At 52.9% G+C, this 16,509-nt stretch carries 18 protein-coding genes; 12 read left to right on the forward strand and 6 right to left on the reverse strand.

The genetic code is table 11. The annotated features are described in order from the left end of the window. Nucleotides 1-65: 65 nt before the first annotated feature. Genes KP80_RS15360 through KP80_RS15370 form a run of 3 tightly spaced genes read left to right on the forward strand, consistent with a single transcriptional unit; the run spans nt 66 to nt 4,716 of the window. Complete coding sequence (locus KP80_RS15360; protein ID WP_052284548.1) at nt 66-1,379, forward strand: TolC family outer membrane protein; 1,314 nt, start codon at nt 66-68, stop codon at nt 1,377-1,379. A 23-nt stretch (nt 1,380-1,402) separates the two neighbouring features. After that, entirely contained in the window at nt 1,403-3,550 is a 2,148-nt protein-coding gene (locus tag KP80_RS15365; RefSeq protein WP_052284518.1) for a type I secretion system permease/ATPase, read from the forward strand. Then, the gene (locus KP80_RS15370) at nt 3,547-4,716 is read left to right on the forward strand and encodes an HlyD family efflux transporter periplasmic adaptor subunit (protein ID WP_052284519.1); all 1,170 of its coding nucleotides are present in this window, start codon (nt 3,547-3,549) and stop codon (nt 4,714-4,716) included. The genes KP80_RS15365 and KP80_RS15370 overlap by 4 nt, the downstream gene beginning before the upstream one ends. Before the next feature lie 44 nt (nt 4,717-4,760). On the opposite strand, the gene smpB is transcribed toward KP80_RS15370, so the two are convergent. Continuing rightward, the gene (gene smpB / locus KP80_RS15375) at nt 4,761-5,243 is read right to left on the reverse strand and encodes an SsrA-binding protein SmpB (RefSeq protein WP_052284520.1); all 483 of its coding nucleotides are present in this window, start codon (nt 5,241-5,243) and stop codon (nt 4,761-4,763) included. 151 nt (nt 5,244-5,394) lie between these two features. Between smpB and KP80_RS15380 the strand changes: the two genes are divergently transcribed. Together KP80_RS15380 and KP80_RS15385 are read left to right on the forward strand one after the other, a co-directional pair. Next, a complete protein-coding gene (locus KP80_RS15380; protein ID WP_052284521.1) occupies nt 5,395-5,832 on the forward strand; it encodes a type II toxin-antitoxin system RatA family toxin in 438 nt (145 codons plus the stop codon). Further along, nucleotides 5,822-6,118, forward strand: coding sequence for an RnfH family protein (locus KP80_RS15385; protein ID WP_052284522.1), 297 nt, complete (start codon nt 5,822-5,824; stop codon nt 6,116-6,118). Before KP80_RS15380 ends, KP80_RS15385 begins: the two co-directional genes overlap by 11 nt. Nucleotides 6,119-6,181: 63 nt before the next feature. Here KP80_RS15385 and bamE read toward each other — a convergent pair whose 3' ends face one another. From bamE to nadK, 3 genes are all read right to left on the reverse strand, one after another. After that, on the reverse strand, nt 6,182-6,520 hold the full coding sequence (gene bamE / locus KP80_RS15390) for an outer membrane protein assembly factor BamE (RefSeq protein ID WP_052284523.1): 339 nt from the start codon (nt 6,518-6,520) through the stop codon (nt 6,182-6,184). 148 nt (nt 6,521-6,668) lie between these two features. Continuing rightward, on the reverse strand, nt 6,669-8,330 hold the full coding sequence (gene recN / locus KP80_RS15395) for a DNA repair protein RecN (protein WP_052284524.1): 1,662 nt from the start codon (nt 8,328-8,330) through the stop codon (nt 6,669-6,671). 85 nt (nt 8,331-8,415) lie between these two features. Next, nucleotides 8,416-9,294 (reverse strand): NAD(+) kinase, encoded by an 879-nt coding sequence (gene nadK, locus KP80_RS15400; protein ID WP_052284549.1) that lies wholly within the window; start codon nt 9,292-9,294, stop codon nt 8,416-8,418. Nucleotides 9,295-9,415: 121 nt separating this feature from the next. Here nadK and grpE point away from each other — a divergent pair, with 121 nt between their 5' ends. After that, complete coding sequence (grpE, locus tag KP80_RS15405; protein WP_052284525.1) at nt 9,416-10,009, forward strand: nucleotide exchange factor GrpE; 594 nt, start codon at nt 9,416-9,418, stop codon at nt 10,007-10,009. Nucleotides 10,010-10,050: 41 nt separating this feature from the next. Here the strand turns inward: grpE and KP80_RS15410 are convergent, their stop codons facing one another. Beyond that, nucleotides 10,051-11,337 (reverse strand): HlyC/CorC family transporter, encoded by a 1,287-nt coding sequence (locus KP80_RS15410; RefSeq protein ID WP_052284526.1) that lies wholly within the window; start codon nt 11,335-11,337, stop codon nt 10,051-10,053. Nucleotides 11,338-11,353: 16 nt separating this feature from the next. Beyond that, nucleotides 11,354-12,145, reverse strand: coding sequence for a cytochrome C assembly family protein (locus KP80_RS15415; RefSeq protein WP_052284527.1), 792 nt, complete (start codon nt 12,143-12,145; stop codon nt 11,354-11,356). A gap of 226 nt (nt 12,146-12,371) precedes the next feature. Here KP80_RS15415 and ffh point away from each other — a divergent pair, with 226 nt between their 5' ends. The 6 genes from ffh to KP80_RS15445 all read left to right on the forward strand — a co-directional run bounded on the left by ffh (nt 12,372) and on the right by KP80_RS15445 (nt 16,495). Then, a complete protein-coding gene (gene ffh, locus KP80_RS15420; protein WP_052284528.1) occupies nt 12,372-13,736 on the forward strand; it encodes a signal recognition particle protein in 1,365 nt (454 codons plus the stop codon). A 227-nt stretch (nt 13,737-13,963) separates the two neighbouring features. After that, nucleotides 13,964-14,212, forward strand: a complete 249-nt coding sequence (rpsP, locus tag KP80_RS15425) for a 30S ribosomal protein S16 (protein WP_052284529.1) — start codon at nt 13,964-13,966, stop codon at nt 14,210-14,212. 18 nt (nt 14,213-14,230) lie between these two features. After that, nucleotides 14,231-14,779 carry a ribosome maturation factor RimM gene (gene rimM / locus KP80_RS15430; RefSeq protein ID WP_052284530.1) on the forward strand — a complete coding sequence of 183 codons (549 nt, stop codon included), beginning with the start codon at nt 14,231-14,233 and terminating at the stop codon, nt 14,777-14,779. A 30-nt stretch (nt 14,780-14,809) separates the two neighbouring features. Further along, the gene (gene trmD, locus KP80_RS15435; RefSeq protein WP_052284531.1) at nt 14,810-15,577 is read left to right on the forward strand and encodes a tRNA (guanosine(37)-N1)-methyltransferase TrmD; all 768 of its coding nucleotides are present in this window, start codon (nt 14,810-14,812) and stop codon (nt 15,575-15,577) included. Nucleotides 15,578-15,618: 41 nt separating this feature from the next. Next, complete coding sequence (gene rplS / locus KP80_RS15440) at nt 15,619-15,969, forward strand: 50S ribosomal protein L19 (protein WP_052284532.1); 351 nt, start codon at nt 15,619-15,621, stop codon at nt 15,967-15,969. Nucleotides 15,970-16,090: 121 nt separating this feature from the next. Further along, nucleotides 16,091-16,495: a DUF2946 domain-containing protein gene (locus KP80_RS15445; protein WP_072129139.1), complete on the forward strand. Its 405-nt coding sequence runs from the start codon at nt 16,091-16,093 to the stop codon at nt 16,493-16,495. Nucleotides 16,496-16,509: the final 14 nt, after the last annotated feature.

Raw genomic sequence — 16,509 nt, forward strand, 5'->3', positions numbered from 1 at the left:
ATCAACAATATCACCACGGGCAATCCTAAGGTGGAAAAATGAAATGTGCCGTATCTCTACTGTTAATGATGTTACCAGTGGCTAATCTGTTGGCGGCTCCAGGTAATGAAGGACAATATCGGTGGCAATCGGCCCCAAGCGAACAGCTTCAGGCTCAGTTGACCATTAAGGAGGCTATATTGCGGGCTTTTGCCCGCAACCCGAAAATCGCCCAGGCCTCCGCGCAGATCCGCGTGGGGCGGGCGAATCTTGATGAGGCAAAAAGCGCGTGGTTTCCGCAGATTTCTCTGCAGGGCAATATGGGCCGTTCGCATCGTACTGACTCCGCTGGGTCGTTAAATAACAACGGTTCTGGCGGTGTTTCGCTAAAACAGCTGCTATACGATTTTGGCAAAACAGGCGGCAGCATTGATGAGCAGTACAATCTCTCCGATGCATGGCGTTTTGATCTATATAGCGCCCTCAACGATGTCGGTACGCAAACGCTGCAAACCTACCTCCAGGTCAAGCGCTACCAGGCGCTGGCGCAGGTGGCGCGGAATAATATTCATTCACTGGAGGCGATTCAGGAAATGGCGAAACTGCGGGCCCAGGCAGGCCTGAGTTCTCAGTCCGACGTGTTGCAGGCGGAATCACGTATCGCAGGCATGAACGCCACCGTTGCCCAGTTTGAGGCCCAAAAGCGTACCTCGCAGGCGGCGTTAAGCGTGCTGACGGGCGTCGTTTCTGACAATCTGCCGGATCTTCCAGAAGATCTGATGAAGCAAAAATTCTCCATTAACTCCCTCCCGTACGAACGCAGTAACGCAGTGCGCAGCGCCCAGTCAAAACGGCTGGCGGCAGAACAACGCATTCGCCAAGCACAGGCGCAGCACTGGCCGACCATCTCAGTACAGGCTGGACGAACACGTTACGAAAACGATCAGAGTAATTACTGGGACGATCAGGTGCAATTGGTTGTTGATGCGCCGCTTTACCAGGGGGGGGCAGTGAGCGCCCGCGTGGATGCGGCAGAAGGGGACCGAGCGAGTGCTCAGGCCCAGGTTGAAGCGAGCAAGCTGGATATGAATCAGCGGGCAGCAACCGCCTGGGCGGACCTGACCGGTGCTCAGATTCGTCAGCAGGCTGGAGAAGCTCAGTCGGCCACTGCCGGGTTGGCCCGGCGTGTATATCGTGATGAATACCGCCTCAGCAAGCGAAGCCTGAACGATCTGCTGAGTATTGAACAGGATGTCTTTCAGGCCGATAGCGCCACCATAACCGCACGCTATGACGCGTGGGATGCTGCTGTGCGCTACGCGGGGGCTGCCGATAACCTACTTGATATGTTAGGCATCGAGCGTAGCCGAACCGTTGGTGATGACTTACCCGCACTTTAGACAACACGGATGCAGGAGTGGTTATGCAAGAGCCGGATACCGAAAGCTGGATTAACGTGATGGTGCGTGCAGCGGGCCGTTTTGGTCTGCCTGCGGATGCACCAGCCGTGCGCCAGCAGATGCGCTGGTTTGAAAATTTACCGATTGAGGTGCGCTTGCAAAGGCTCAGTGGCTTGATGGGGCTACAGGTACACCGTGTTCCGGTGGCGAAAATGCGCTGGAGCGCGCAGAACCTGCCTGCCATCGTCCAGATGGAAAGCGGTGAAATAATGCTGCTGGAGTCACTTAACGCCGAAGGGCTAGCGACCTACTGGCTCAGCAATGGCGGGGATTTGGTGCGAGAAGAGGCGCTAGAGACTCTGCTTGAAAGGATAAAGTCCGATGTTGTCATGTTGGGCATCGCGGTGCGTGGGAGAGACTCGCGCATCGATGATTTTACCCGCCCATGGGAAGCGCACTGGTTTTGGCGTCACTTCCGTCATACCGGGCGCAAGCTCTCCGAAATCGCGCTAGCTTCTATCGTCGGTAACGTGATGGCACTGGGGGGAATTCTATTTTCGATGCAGGTGTATGACCGAGTCATCCCGGCCCAGTCGTTTCCGACGCTGTGGGTGCTATTCTTTGGCGTACTGCTCGCCGCAGCGCTAGAGTTTTTTATCCGTCTGGCACGTACCTACATTTCAGACATCATGGGCAAGCACATTGACCTGAACTTATCGTCTATGTTTTTTGCCAGGGCGATGTCGATTAAGAATGACGCGAGGCCGAAATCTACCGGTTCGTTTATTTCTCAGCTCCGCGAGCTGGATCAGGTGCGTGAACTGCTGACATCAACGACGGTAGGGGCGGCAATGGATATGCCTTTCGTGCTGCTGTTTCTTGTGATCATTGCGATGGTTGGCGGGCCGCTGGTGGTGATCCCGCTGATCGCGATCCCGTTGATTGTGATCCCCGGTCTGTTGGTGCAGTGGCCGATGGCCAAGCTCGCGAAAGAGGGGATGCGCGAAAGTGCGATTCGCAACGCCGTGTTGGTGGAGTCGATTGAAGGGGTTGAAGATATTAAGGCTCTGCAGGCCGAGCCTTACTTTCAGCGCCAGTGGGAAACAACGCACGCCGTTGGGGCCAGTATCGGCATGAAGCAGCGTATCTGGGGCGCGCGGCTGAGCGGCTGGGCATCAACCGTCCAGCAAATTACCTACGCGGGGATGCTGGTGTTTGGCTGCTTTTTAGTTATTGATGGCAGCATTACTACCGGTACGCTGGTGGCCTGCAGCATGCTGTCGTCGCGTACCATTGCGCCGCTAATGCAGTTGACGATGGTATTTTCGCGCTGGCAGCATGCGAAATCGGCGATGACAGGACTGAATGAACTGCTGAAAAAACCGCTGGATAAAGAGTCGGACAAGAAAATGGCGCACTGTCCGGTATTGGCGGGGCACTATCAAATGCAGCAGATGCAATACAGCTATGACGTGGAAAAGGGTGAGCAGGCGCTGAGCATTGATGGACTAGAGATTATGCCCGGTGAGCGAGTTGCGATTCTTGGGAAAACCGGAGCAGGGAAGTCGACGCTGCTGCGGCTTTTTTCAGGGCAGGTGCAGGCTACCAAAGGTAAAACTATCATTGATGGCGTCGATATGGCGCACATCGACCCAACTGATGTCCGACGGCAGGTCGGGTATCTCTCCCAGGACTCAAGGCTCTTTTTCGGTACGCTACGACAAAACCTGATGCTTGGCCATCCTCATGCTACCGAAGCGGAGTTGATTCAGGCACTGCGGATTAGCGGGGCGATTACGCTAGTGCAGCAGGACGCCGCGAGCCTCGATCGCATGATCAACGAAGGCGGGCGAGGTTTATCGGGCGGGCAGCGTCAAATGGTGTTGCTGAGCCGTCTGATTGTGCGTAACCCGCAGATTGTGCTGCTGGATGAACCTACCGCCTCGATGGATGAACAGCTGGAGGAGTGGGTGATTCGTCAGCTTCAGCAGTGGCTAACCGGGCGCACGTTGGTGCTGGTGACCCATCGACCGGCCTTGCTTAAGCTTGTTGACCGCATTGTGGTGCTGGAAAACGGCAAGGTGGTGGCCGACGGCCCACGCGACACGCTACTGAACCAGGCGAGGAAGAATAGCAACGTAGCCTCACTCGTCCCTGGAGGTGTGCAATGATTGAAGCGAAAATGCAGGATGAGTTGAACCGCCAGAGTCGTCTTTCGTCATCGGTGATTTGGTTAAGTTTTCTTGGTCTTGCCGTTTTTGTGCTGTGGGCCCGCTGGGCGATTCTCGATGAAGTAACCGTGGGGACGGGCAAGGTGACGCCTTCTACCCATGCGCAGGTGATTGAGAGCCTGGACGGCGGTATCGTCAGTCAACTTTTGGTTAAAGAGGGCGATATTGTGAATCGCGGACAGATGTTGGCACGTCTTGACCAGACACGTTTTCAATCGAACTTTGGTGAAGCATCTGTACGAGCCCGATCGCTTAGGGCATCTAGTGAGCGTTTAAGTGCGGAGCTAAGCGGGCTGCCGTTGAAGTTTAGCGCCGAATCGCTCCAGGAGCCCGCGCTGGTCGCCCGCGAGAAACAACTGTATGAATCCAGGCGCAGAACGCTGAATGAAACGCTCAGTAATTTGCAAAAAACCCTGCAGCTCGTTGATGCGGAAATACGGATGACCAAGCCGCTGATTGCCCGTGGGGCTGCGGGTGAGGTGGAGGTGATCCGCCTTGAACGCCAGGCGGCCGAGTTGCGTGGCAAGATGGATGAAGCACGCAATCAGTATGCCGTGCGGGCGCGAGAAGAGCAGGTGAAGAATGATGCCGATCTGGATGCGCAGATACAGGTTATGGCGGGGAAAGCCGACCAGGTTCAGCGTGCATCGCTCTTTTCGCCGGTACGCGGGGTGGTTAAAGATATTCAGGTGAATACCGTGGGGGGCGTGCTGCAGCCCGGTGGCAAGTTGATGGAAATTGTACCCTTGGAAGATCAGCTGCTTATAGAATCGCGAATTAACCCGCGTGATATCGCCTATATTCGTCCCGGCTTACCGGCGACCGTCAAAATTACGGCCTACGACACCTCTATCTATGGAGATTTAAAAGGCACCGTAGAAGTCGTTTCACCTGACACTTTGCAGGATGAGGTGCGTCGTGACCAGTTTTACTATCGGGTATACGTACGCACTAAACAGGCAGAGCTGGTGAATAAACAGGGTAAGCGTTTTCCTATCATGCCAGGGATGATCGCAAACGTGGAAATTAAAACGGGGCAAAAATCGGTGCTGGATTATTTGATTAAGCCGCTGAACAAGATGAAGGAAGCGCTGAGGGAACGGTGATTTGAACAACGCTTGTCGGCAGGCACCGGCAAGCGTTGTCATGGCTATCGTCCAGCATGTTTCATAATACGGGCTTTATCCAACTGCCATTCACGGTCTTTAAGGTCGGTACGTTTGTCGTGCTGTTTCTTACCTTTTGCCACGCCAATTTTGACCTTACACCAGGCGTTCTTCCAGTATAAAGAAAGCGCGACTACGGTGTAGCCTTCACGGTTGATACGGCCATACAGGTTGTCCAGCTCTCGCTGGTTCAGCAGCAGTTTGCGCGTACGTGTTGGATCGCAAACGTAGTGCGTTGAGGCAACGGCCATGGGCGTGAAGTTGGCGCCAAAAAGGAAAGCTTCGCCATCTTTTAAGATAACGTAGCTATCGCCTATGTTGGCTTTACCTGCACGCAGGGATTTTACTTCCCAACCCTGGAGGGCGAGACCCGCTTCAATCTCTTCTTCGATAAAGTATTCGTGGCGGGCGCGTTTATTCAGCGCAATGGTGGCCGATCCAGGTTTGTGTGCTTTTTTCTTTGTCATAATATCCTGAAGTTATCGCTAATCTGATAAACATAGCCTCAAGCTCCCGCGAGGCGCAATGGCTTATCTTAGCACGATATAAACAGTGTCCGTTTTTTTTAACAGTAGATAAATGATACTATTTACGTCGTGTTCGATCATGGAAATTGCTATGCCTCAGATTAGCCGTACTGCACTGGTCCCTTACAGCGCAGAGCAAATGTATCAACTGGTGAATGATGTCGATGCCTACCCGGATTTTATTCCTGGTTGTACAGGCAGCCGCGTACTGGAGTCGGGCCCGACGCAAATGACGGCGGCGGTGGATGTCTCTAAGGCTGGCATCAGTAAGACCTTTACCACGCGTAACACGTTAACCAGTAACCAGAGTATCCTGATGCATCTGGTCGATGGGCCGTTTAAGAAATTGATCGGTGGCTGGAAGTTTACGCCGTTAAGCCAGGATGCCTGTAAGATTGAGTTTCAGCTTGATTTTGAGTTTACCAACAAACTCATCGAGCTGGCGTTTGGTCGCATCTTTAAGGAGCTGGCGCTGAATATGGTGCAGGCGTTCACGATGCGTGCCAGAGAGGTCTACAGTGCCGGGTAAAATAGTCGTAGAGGTCGCTTATGCGTTGCCGCAAAAGCAGTATTTGCAGCGGGTCACTCTCGACGAAGGTGCCACGGTTGAGCAGGCAATTCAGGCAAGTGGGTTATTGGCGCTACGTGATGATATCGATCTCAGTAACAATAAAGTTGGAATTTATAGCCGGCCAGTGAAGCTGCAGGATGTGGTGAATGATGGCGATCGCGTTGAGATTTATCGTCCGTTGATTGCCGATCCAAAAGAGCTGCGTCGTCAGCGCGCTGAGAAAGCCGGGCAGAAAAAGGGATAGTTCTTTACGCTGTAGCAGACCAATAAAAAAGCGCTCATTAAGCGCTTTTTTTGTATCGTTGATTTACTTCGTCAGGGCCGGCTTGTTGTCGATGTTGGTCAACACGCCGCTGCTGTTGAAGGTCAGGGTCAGCGTTTGCTGAGTGACTTTTTCATGTCCTGGCTGCTGGCGGAAAACGTAGAACCAGGTGTTGGTACCGAACGGGTCGGTCATCATCGGTGTACCCAGAGTATAGGCAACCTGTTGTTGCGTCATGCCAGTATGGATTTTGGCAATGTCGTTAGGTACCAGATAGTTCCCCTGACTAATATCAGGACGGTAAACCACTCGCTCCAGAGTGGAACAGCCTGCAGTCATCATCAGAAGAACCGCTGCGGCAGCAGTCAGCGTTTTACAGCGCATAGTGATTTGATTCCTTTTCGGGCCCGAGCAGTACGCGGCTCATATTTAATATGCCGATGATAATAGACCTGAGGTGCGTTGGGAACCTTTGCGATCGGGTCTTACGGCGTTTTTATTGTGAACTCTGACTCCTGGAAATCAAAAAAGTTTATGCGGCGAGCAACTCTTTCGCATTTGCGAGGGTGTTGCGAGTGACTTCGCTACCGCCAAGAAGGCGTGCCAGCTCCTGCAAACGAGCGCGTTTATCCAGCGGTTGCATGTGGGTTTCGGTCATGGCACCGTCGGTTTCTTTACTAACATAGAAGTGATGGTGGCCACAGCCAGCCACCTGCGGCAGGTGAGTGACGCACATGACCTGCGTGGATTCACCCAGTTGGCGGAGCAGTTTGCCGACGACTGCGGCAGTTGGACCGCTAATCCCTACGTCGACCTCATCAAAGATCAGCGCCGGAGTTTCCATTTTGCGTGCGGTAATCACCTGAATGGCCAGCGCAATACGCGATAGTTCACCACCGGAGGCGACTTTGGCGATGGCCTGTAGAGGCTGCCCCGGGTTGGTGGTGACGCGAAACTCGATGCGATCCGCGCCTTCAGCCGTGAGATGTTGCTCTTCGAAGCGGACATCAATATCAAATACACCGTGTGGCATCGAGAGCATATGCATGCTGTCGGTAATGAGCCCAGAAAGCTCCGTCGCGCTCGCTTGACGCTGCGCATGCAGTTGCTGTGCGGTTTCCAGCGCCAGCTGATGATGGCGCGTCACGGAGAGCTTCAGCGTCTCCAGAGAGTCGCTTTGATCGTCAAGCTGCTGCTGTTCATCGAGCAGAGACTGGTAAAATGCCGGCAGCTCTTCGGGCGATATCTGGTGTTTACGTGCCAGTGAAATCTGTTTTGACAGGCGTTGCTCCAGTTCGAACAGGCGATTCGGATCAAGATCCAGGCGATCGCAGTAATGGCGCAGTTCGTCGCTGGCTTCACTCAGTTGAATGGCCGCTTCTTCCAGCATATCCAGCACGCCAGAAAGTTTTTTGTCCATGCTGGCAAGTTCACCGGCTAACTGACGGGCGGTATATAGCTGGCTTTGCAGATTAACATCCTCGCCGTCAGCCAGTATGGTTAATGCATGCTGACTGGTGGCGATAAGCTGCCCGCTGTTGGCAAGGCGCTTGTATTCTTCATCAATTTGCTCGTACTCACCCGGCTGCGGATTGAATTCAATCAGCTCTTTTAGCTGGTATTTCAACAGCTCTGCACGGGCGATGCGCTCCTGGCTCTGCTGCTGATGCGTGGCGAGATCGCGGCAGCTTTGATTCCACAGACGGTAATGTTCCGCCATTTGGCGGGCGAGATCAGATTCTCCGGCGTAGGCATCAAGCAGACTCTTTTGATGTTCCGGTTTAACCAACTGCTGGTGAGCATGCTGGCCGTGAATTTGGATAAGCAGTTGACCCAGTTCGCGCAGCTGGGAGAGCGGTACGGCAGTGCCGTTGATAAAGCCGCGAGAGCGGCCGTCGCTGCTGATGACGCGACGTAGCAGACACTCACGTCCATCTTCAAGCTGGTTATCTTCCAGCCAACGCAGCGCGGCTGGCGTATCTTTAAGCGCGAAGCGGGCACAAAGGTCAGCGCGGCTGGCGCCTGCGCGTACCATATCGGCTTCTGCGCGGCCGCCAAGGCACAAGCCGAGGGCATCAATTGCAATGGATTTGCCTGCACCGGTTTCGCCGGTAATAGCCGTCATGCCACTATTGAAGTCGATCTCAAGCTCACGAACGATTGCAAAATTGCTGATGGTCAGTTGTGCCAACATAGCCGCTTTCCTGTATGAAAAACCATAACTGTAATTTAATACAGTATAGACTGGTTTTTTATACAGTAAAGAGGCTGGTGTTAATTTAGAATAATTTTTTTGACCATCCCAGTTTGGTGCTTAATGTATTGAAATAGCTGTAGTCTTTTGGGTGAATAAGATTGAGATGGTAATCACTTCGACGGATAAGCACGTCTTCACCTTCTTGAATCGGTAGCGCAATTTGGCTGTCGCAGCTGATCTCAAGATCGTTGCGGCGGTGCGAGAAACGCAGACGAATGGTACTGTTGCTGTTAATGACCAGCGGGCGTGCCGACAGGGTGTGCGGGAACATGGGGACCAGAGTAATAGCATCCAGCGATGGCGTCAGAATAGGGCCGCCCGCGGAGAGTGAATAGGCCGTTGAACCTGTTGGGGTTGAGATAATCAGTCCATCAGAACGCTGAGAGAAAGCGAAGGTCTCATCGATGTAAACTTCGAACTCGATCATGTGTGCGACTTTGCCGGGATGCAGCACCACTTCGTTAATGGCGGTACTGATACGTTTTTGACAATTCTGCTGGCACACTTGCGCTTCAAGCAGGAAACGCTTTTCGGCAATGTAGTTGCCATCCAGCACATCGGCGAGTTGCTGATGGGCGTTATCCGGGTCGAGATCGGTGAGAAAACCGAGGTTGCCACGGTTGATGCCGATAACGCTAATGTCATAGCGGGCGAGCGTCCGCGCGGCGCCGAGCATGTTACCGTCACCGCCGACTACGACCGCGAGATCGGCTTTTACGCCAATTTCAGCGAGCGTTCCGGTTTTCACGTTATCGAGTTTCAATTCATGGGCTATCTGGCGTTCAACAATAACATCGTAGCCTTTGGTGCAAAGCCAGCGATAGAGCATTTCATGTGTTGTCAGGGCAGTCGGGTGACGAGGATGTCCTACAATACCGATACACTTGAAATGATTGTTCATTTTCTGAATGTCCTTGTGCCAAAGATTGGTGACAATGTGAGAGCTTCCCTTGAAACCCGGAATCTGATCCCCATAATAATCCAGGTTAGCGAGATGATTGTGAAAAAACGCGGAGAAATTCATGAGTAGTAAAGAACAGAAAACGCCTGAGGGGCAATCCCCGGAAGAAATTATCATGGAACAGCACGAAGAAGTTGAGGCGGTTGCATCAGACGCTTCTGCTGAGCAGGTGGATCCGCGCGATGAAAAAATTGCGAACCTTGAGTCGCAGTTAGCGGAAGCTGAAACCCGCGAACGCGAAAGCGTCCTGCGCGTGAAAGCAGAAATGGAAAACCTGCGTCGTCGTACTGAAATCGACGTCGAGAAGGCTCACAAATTCGCGCTGGAAAAATTCGTCAACGAACTGCTGCCGGTGCTGGATAGCCTGGATCGTGCGCTGGAAGTGGCCAACAAAGACAGCGAATCCATGGCGGGTATGATTGAGGGTATCGAACTGACCCGTAAATCAATGCTGGACGTGGTGGCTAAGTTTGGCGTTCAGGTTGTTGCGGACATCAACGTCCCAATGGACCCGAACGTTCATCAGGCGATTGCGATGGTTGAGTCCGATGAGATTGCGGCTGGCAACGTGCTGATGGTGATGCAAAAGGGTTATACCCTGAACGGTCGTACCATTCGCGCTGCGATGGTCTCCGTTGCTAAGGCGAAGGGTTAACCTTCGTTTCCCCCTCTCCCCGGCAGGGGAGAGGGAATTGATTATTCCGCTACGCTCTCGCGAATCGGCCTGACTGGGTTTACCTGGACCTGCTTAATCACATTATCCTGTACGTCGAGAATATCGATATCGTACTGCGCGATGCGTACGCGTGTGCCTGCCGCCGGGATCTCTTCCAGTGCTTCCACAATCATACCGTTAACGGTTCGCGCTTCATCTTCCGGCAGATGCCAGTTAAAGGCTTTATTCAGTTCACGCACGTTAGCGCCGCCGTCAATAATGACGGAACCATCGTTCTGTGGATTGACCTCTTCGGCAAGTGATGGCGACATTGACGTGGTAAAGTCGCCAACGATCTCTTCAAGAATATCTTCGACCGTCACCAGCCCTTGAATATCGCCGTATTCGTCAACCACGAGGCCTACTTTCTTCTTATTACGCTGGAATTTGACCAGTTGGGTGCTGAGCGGTGTGCCTTCCGGGACAAAGTAAATTTCATCAGCGGCGCGCAGCATCACCTCTTTGGTGAACTCTTTTTTCTCCGTCATCAGACGATAGGCTTCGCGTACGCGCAGCATACTGATGGCGTCGTCCAGCGAGTCGCGATACAGCACGATACGTCCGTGTGGAGAGTGGGTTAGCTGGCGGACGATGGCTTTCCAGTCGTCGTTAATATTGATGCCAACGATTTCATTGCGCGGGACCATGATGTCATCAACGCTGATTTTTTCCAGATCCAGTACTGACAGCAGCATATCCTGGTTGCGACGGGAGATTTGCGCGCGGGATTCGTTAACGATGGTCCGCAGCTCATCTTTGCTCAGTGCGCTGCTGATGGTGATATCGGTTTTAATGCCCATCATACGCATCAAAATGCGGGTGATGAGATTCAGCAGCCACACCAGCGGCATCATCAAAATTTGCAGCGGTGCGAGCAGGAAACTACTCGGGTAGGCGACTTTTTCTGGATACAGTGCAGCGATAGTTTTCGGCAGGACTTCGGCGAACACCAGCACCACAAAGGTGAGTACGCCTGTCGCAATGGCCACGCCCAAATCACCGTACAGGCGCATGCCGACGATGGTGCCGAGCGCAGATGCCAGGATATTGACCAGGTTATTACCAATCAGCACCAGGCTGATTAAGCGGTCGGGCTTTTGCAGGAGTTTTTCAACGCGGCGCGCCCGACGATCGCCCTGTTTTGCCAGATGACGTAGGCGGTAGCGGTTTAGCGTCATCATGCCGGTTTCAGAACCGGAGAAATAGGCGGAAATGACCACCATGATGATCAGCGTGACGATCAGCGTGGTGGTTGAAATATGTTCCAAGAGAAGTCCTTAGTACTTAGCTCACAAACTGTTGAATGATGCGGCTACCGAAGTAGGCGAGCGTCAAGATGCCGGCACCAGCAACGTTAAACCAGACGACCCGGCGTCCGCGCCACCCTTCATGATAGTGGCCCCACAACAACACGATATAGACGAACCAGGCGATGATGGAAAGGACGGCCTTATCGATATTTTCCATGCTAAAGAGGTTATGCATGTAAAACAGGCCGGTACAGAGCGTCAGGGTCAGCAGGACAACCCCAACCTGGGTGATATGAAACATTTTGCGTTCGATAACCATCAGCGGCGGCATTTCGTGACTAAACGCCAGCTTCTTATTTTTGAGCTGGTAGTCAATCCATGCCAGCTGTAGCGCGTACAGCGCGGCGATGATAAGCGTCGCGTAGGCGAACAGAGACAGTCCGATATGCACCATCATCCCCGGGGTGGCCTCCAGATGGGTAATGAACTCATTGGGCATAAAGGTGGCAAACGCGAGGTTTATCAGCGCGAAGGCGTAAACGATAGGCAGTAATAACCAGCCGCGATTGCGCGAGGCAACGATGGTCATCACCGTACAAATCATTAGACTGACCAGTGAGCCGACGTTTAACAGGCTGAGGTTCTGCCCACTTTCACCGCCCGGCAGAATACGCGCTTCCAGCGCAAACGCATGGCACACCAGCGCAACGGTGGCAGAGAGAATTGCCATACGCCGCCAGCCGCTGTTCTTTTGCAGCAAGCCGGGAATAATCAGCGCGAGGCTGATGGAGTAGGCAACAAGCGCGAGCAGGGCAAAAACAGGCATAAAGTGTCGGCAGTCGTCAAATAGAAGAAAGAGATGCAGTATATACGCAAAATCCGTTGAGTTGTATCAAGGCGCATTGCCTGACGAAAGGATGATGCGTGTAGCGTTACGTGACGTCAGCGTCAACCGCAGCATCACAACTCGGCCGCTGTCGTGTTATACTCCGGCAAATTTCCGTTTTTTGGTCGCGTTAGCGACTCACCGTTTCCACCCCAGGCGAGAGACAATGTTTGATAATTTAACCGATCGTTTGTCGCGCACGCTGCGCAATATCAGTGGCCGTGGACGCCTTACTGAAGACAACGTAAAAGAGACGCTGCGCGAAGTGCGCATGGCGCTGCTGGAGGCTGACGTTGCGCTGCCGGTAGTGCGTGATTTTATCAATCGCGTAAAAGAAAAAGCGGTTGGTCATGAAGTTAACAAAAGCCTGACGCCGGGTCAGGAATTCGTCAAAATCGTTCGTAGCGAACTGGTTTCGGCGATGGGCGAAGAGAACCAGAGCCTGAATCTGGCCGCTCAGCCTCCGGCCGTCGTGCTGATGGCGGGCTTGCAGGGTGCGGGTAAAACAACCAGCGTCGGTAAGCTGGGGAAATTCCTGCGTGAGAAGCACAAGAAGAAAGTATTGGTTGTTTCCGCTGACGTTTATCGCCCTGCGGCGATTAAGCAGTTGGAAACGCTGGCTGAGCAGGTTGGCGTGGACTTCTTCCCGTCTGACGTTGGGCAGAAGCCCATCGACATCGTTAACGCCGCGCTGAAAGAAGCGAAGCTGAAGTTCTACGATGTGCTGCTGGTGGATACCGCCGGTCGTTTACACGTAGATGAAGCGATGATGGACGAAATCAAACAGGTTCATGCGGCAATCAAGCCAGTAGAAACCCTGTTTGTTGTCGATGCCATGACCGGTCAGGATGCGGCGAACACCGCGAAAGCTTTCAACGAAGCCCTGCCGTTAACCGGCGTGGTGCTGACCAAAGTTGACGGTGACGCTCGTGGCGGTGCCGCGCTGTCTATTCGTCACATCACCGGTAAGCCGATTAAATTCCTCGGTGTCGGCGAAAAAACCGAAGCGCTGGAGCCATTCCATCCAGATCGTATTGCCTCCCGTATTCTCGGTATGGGCGACGTACTGTCGCTTATCGAAGATATCGAGAGCAAGGTTGACCGTGCGCAGGCTGAAAAGCTGGCGACCAAGCTGAAAAAAGGCGACGGTTTTGACCTGACCGACTTCCTGGAGCAGCTGCGCCAGATGAAAAATATGGGCGGTATGGCCAGCCTGATGGGCAAACTGCCGGGCATGGGTCAGATCCCTGACAACGTCAAATCGCAGATGGACGATAAAGTGCTGGTGCGTATGGAGGCGATTATCAACTCCATGACCTTCAAAGAGCGCGCTAAGCCGGAAATCATCAAAGGTTCTCGCAAACGTCGTATCGCCCAAGGTTGTGGCCTGCAGGTACAGGACGTGAACCGTCTGCTGAAGCAGTTTGATGACATGCAGCGCATGATGAAGAAAATGAAGTCGAAAGGCGGCATGATGAAAATGATGCGCGGAATGAAAGGCATGATGCCGCCAGGATTCCCTGGCCGTTAATCTTTTCCCTGCGTTGGCGGCGGGGGGGGGTCATCCGGCTCATCCCGGCCGTGATAATTCCCCCGACTCGCGCTGTCGGTTACGGTAACGTTCTGGTTATCGTGCGGTAAAAGACAGATGTTGATTGCAATTCCCCCAGAAATGAGTAAAATTTTCGGGCTTTTAATATGACACCGGGCCCCCTCCCTCGATGGGGCCCGGTTGTTCTATTCACACAAGAGGATGTTATGGTAACTATTCGTTTAGCACGTCACGGCGCTAAAAAGCGTCCGTTCTACCAGGTTGTTGTTACTGACAGCCGTAACGCACGTAACGGTCGCTTCATTGAGCGCGTTGGCTTCTTCAACCCAATCGCAAGCGAAAAAGAAGAAGGCACTCGCCTGGATCTGGATCGTATCGCTCACTGGGTTGGCCTGGGCGCTACAATTTCCGATCGCGTAGCAGCGCTGATCAAAGCCGCTAACAAAGCAGCTTAATCTGTCACGGTGGTCATGATGAGCAAACAACTCGCCGCAAAAGCACCTGTTGATCCGATTGTATTGGGCAAAATGGGTTCTTCCTACGGTATCCGTGGTTGGCTCAGAGTGTTTTCCTCCACCGAGGACGCCGAAAGCATTTTTGACTATCAGCCCTGGTTAATCCAGAAGGCGGGTCAGTGGCAGACCGTTGAGCTGGAAAGCTGGCGCTACCACAATCAGGATATCGTCATTAAGCTGAAAGGCGTTGACGATCGCGATGCCGCGAATCTGTTGACGAATTGCGAAATTATCGTCGATTCATCACAGCTGCCGGCGCTGGACGATGGAAGCTACTATTGGAAAGACCTTATGGGCTGCCAGGTAGTGACCACCGAAGGCTACGGTCTCGGTAAAGTCATCGATATGATGGAAACCGGGTCGAATGACGTTCTCGTCATTAAGGCAAACCTGAAAGATGCATTTGGCATCAAGGAACGTCTCGTACCGTTCCTCGATGGGCAGGTTATCAAGAAAGTCGATCTCACTACTCGTACTATCGAAGTAGATTGGGATCCTGGTTTTTAAATCTCCGGATAAACGGTAAAAGACGGCGCTATGTGGATTGGCATAATTAGCCTGTTTCCTGAAATGTTCCGCGCAATTACCGATTACGGGGTAACTGGCCGGGCAGTAAAAAATGGCCTGCTGAACATTCAGAGCTGGAGTCCTCGTGATTTCGCTCATGACCGGCACCGTACCGTGGACGATCGTCCTTACGGCGGCGGACCGGGAATGTTAATGATGGTGCAACCTTTACGGGACGCCATCAATGCAGCAAAAGCCGCGGCAGGTGAAGGCGCAAAGGTGATTTATCTGTCACCTCAGGGACGCAAGCTTGATCAAGCAGGCGTCAGCGAACTGGCAACGAATCAAAAATTGATTCTGGTGTGTGGTCGCTACGAAGGTATCGATGAGCGCGTGATTCAGACCGAGATTGACGAAGAATGGTCTATCGGCGATTACGTTCTCAGCGGTGGAGAGTTACCGGCAATGACGCTGATCGACTCCGTTTCCCGGTTTATTCCGGGTGTACTGGGTCATGAAGCTTCAGCAATCGAAGATTCGTTTGCTGATGGATTGCTGGACTGCCCACACTATACTCGCCCTGAAGTGTTGGAAGGGATGGAAGTACCGCCAGTTCTGCTGTCGGGGAACCATGCCGAGATACGTCGCTGGCGTTTGAAGCAGTCGCTGGGCCGCTCCTGGCTTAGAAGACCTGAACTTCTGGAAAACCTGGCTCTGACTGAAGAGCAAGCAAGGTTGCTGGCGGAGTTCAAAACGGAACACGCACAACAGCAACATAAACATGATGGGCTGGTCTAAGACCCCCAAATATCAGTTTACCCAGGATAAGAGATTAAATTATGAGCAACATTATTAAGCAACTTGAACAAGAACAGATGAAGCAGGACGTACCTTCCTTCCGTCCGGGTGATACCGTGGAAGTGAAAGTATGGGTTGTTGAAGGTTCCAAAAAACGTCTGCAGGCATTTGAGGGCGTGGTTATCGCTATTCGTAGCCGCGGTCTGCACTCTGCATTCACTGTTCGTAAAATTTCCAACGGCGAAGGCGTTGAGCGTGTCTTCCAGACTCACTCTCCGGTAGTTGACAGCATTGCTGTTAAACGTCGTGGTGCTGTACGTAAAGCTAAACTGTACTACCTGCGTGAGCGCACTGGTAAGTCTGCTCGTATCAAAGAGCGTCTTGGCGCTTAAGCGACATCCGTGTGAAAAAGGGCTGGCCGCAAGGCTGGCCCTTTTTTTATCGCCAAAGGCACCTTGCGTTAACATATTGCTGATAAATCATTTACAATGCCCGCAGTAATGGGGAGGGTGAGTGAGCGCAACAGCAATCAGCATAGCAGCACTGAAAAGGCGAGCCGCCTGGCTTGCGCTGTTTGCTATGGCGCTGATTATCTTTGCTCCGCTGGTCTCCATTTCGTTACAACAATCGCCTATGAGCGCGATGCCCGGTATGCATCATGAAATGAGTATGCCGATGACCGAGCATCACTCGTCTACACCAGATAAAATGCCCATCGACCACGGTGAGGCCTGCGGTTACTGTGTACTGCTTACCCATGTTCCCGGCCTGATTCTGGCGCTGTGCGCGCTTCTGTGTGCGCTGCTGTTACGCGTTTCGACCTCATCTTTCCCGCCGGTGCTTGCCCATTGGTTCGAGTTTCCCTGGCTGTTCCCCGATACCCGCGCTCCGCCGCAATTGTCTGCTTTCTCCAATTAATAACGATAAATGAC

This window comes from Kluyvera genomosp. 1 (assembly GCF_001266615.1).
GTDB lineage: Bacteria > Pseudomonadota > Gammaproteobacteria > Enterobacterales > Enterobacteriaceae > Kluyvera > Kluyvera cryocrescens_A.

Coding starts and splice junctions, on each gene's coding strand:
- KP80_RS15360 (WP_052284548.1), top strand. CDS start 66: ATGATGTTACCAGTGGCTAATCTGTTGGCGGCTCCAGGTAATGAAGGA.
- KP80_RS15365 (WP_052284518.1), top strand. CDS start 1,403: ATGCAAGAGCCGGATACCGAAAGCTGGATTAACGTGATGGTGCGTGCA.
- KP80_RS15370 (WP_052284519.1), top strand. CDS start 3,547: ATGATTGAAGCGAAAATGCAGGATGAGTTGAACCGCCAGAGTCGTCTT.
- smpB (WP_052284520.1), bottom strand. CDS start 5,243: ATGACAAAGAAAAAAGCACACAAACCTGGATCGGCCACCATTGCGCTG.
- KP80_RS15380 (WP_052284521.1), top strand. CDS start 5,395: ATGCCTCAGATTAGCCGTACTGCACTGGTCCCTTACAGCGCAGAGCAA.
- bamE (WP_052284523.1), bottom strand. CDS start 6,520: ATGCGCTGTAAAACGCTGACTGCTGCCGCAGCGGTTCTTCTGATGATG.
- recN (WP_052284524.1), bottom strand. CDS start 8,330: ATGTTGGCACAACTGACCATCAGCAATTTTGCAATCGTTCGTGAGCTT.
- nadK (WP_052284549.1), bottom strand. CDS start 9,294: ATGAACAATCATTTCAAGTGTATCGGTATTGTAGGACATCCTCGTCAC.
- grpE (WP_052284525.1), top strand. CDS start 9,416: ATGAGTAGTAAAGAACAGAAAACGCCTGAGGGGCAATCCCCGGAAGAA.
- KP80_RS15415 (WP_052284527.1), bottom strand. CDS start 12,145: ATGCCTGTTTTTGCCCTGCTCGCGCTTGTTGCCTACTCCATCAGCCTC.
- ffh (WP_052284528.1), top strand. CDS start 12,372: ATGTTTGATAATTTAACCGATCGTTTGTCGCGCACGCTGCGCAATATC.
- rpsP (WP_052284529.1), top strand. CDS start 13,964: ATGGTAACTATTCGTTTAGCACGTCACGGCGCTAAAAAGCGTCCGTTC.
- rimM (WP_052284530.1), top strand. CDS start 14,231: ATGAGCAAACAACTCGCCGCAAAAGCACCTGTTGATCCGATTGTATTG.
- trmD (WP_052284531.1), top strand. CDS start 14,810: ATGTGGATTGGCATAATTAGCCTGTTTCCTGAAATGTTCCGCGCAATT.
- rplS (WP_052284532.1), top strand. CDS start 15,619: ATGAGCAACATTATTAAGCAACTTGAACAAGAACAGATGAAGCAGGAC.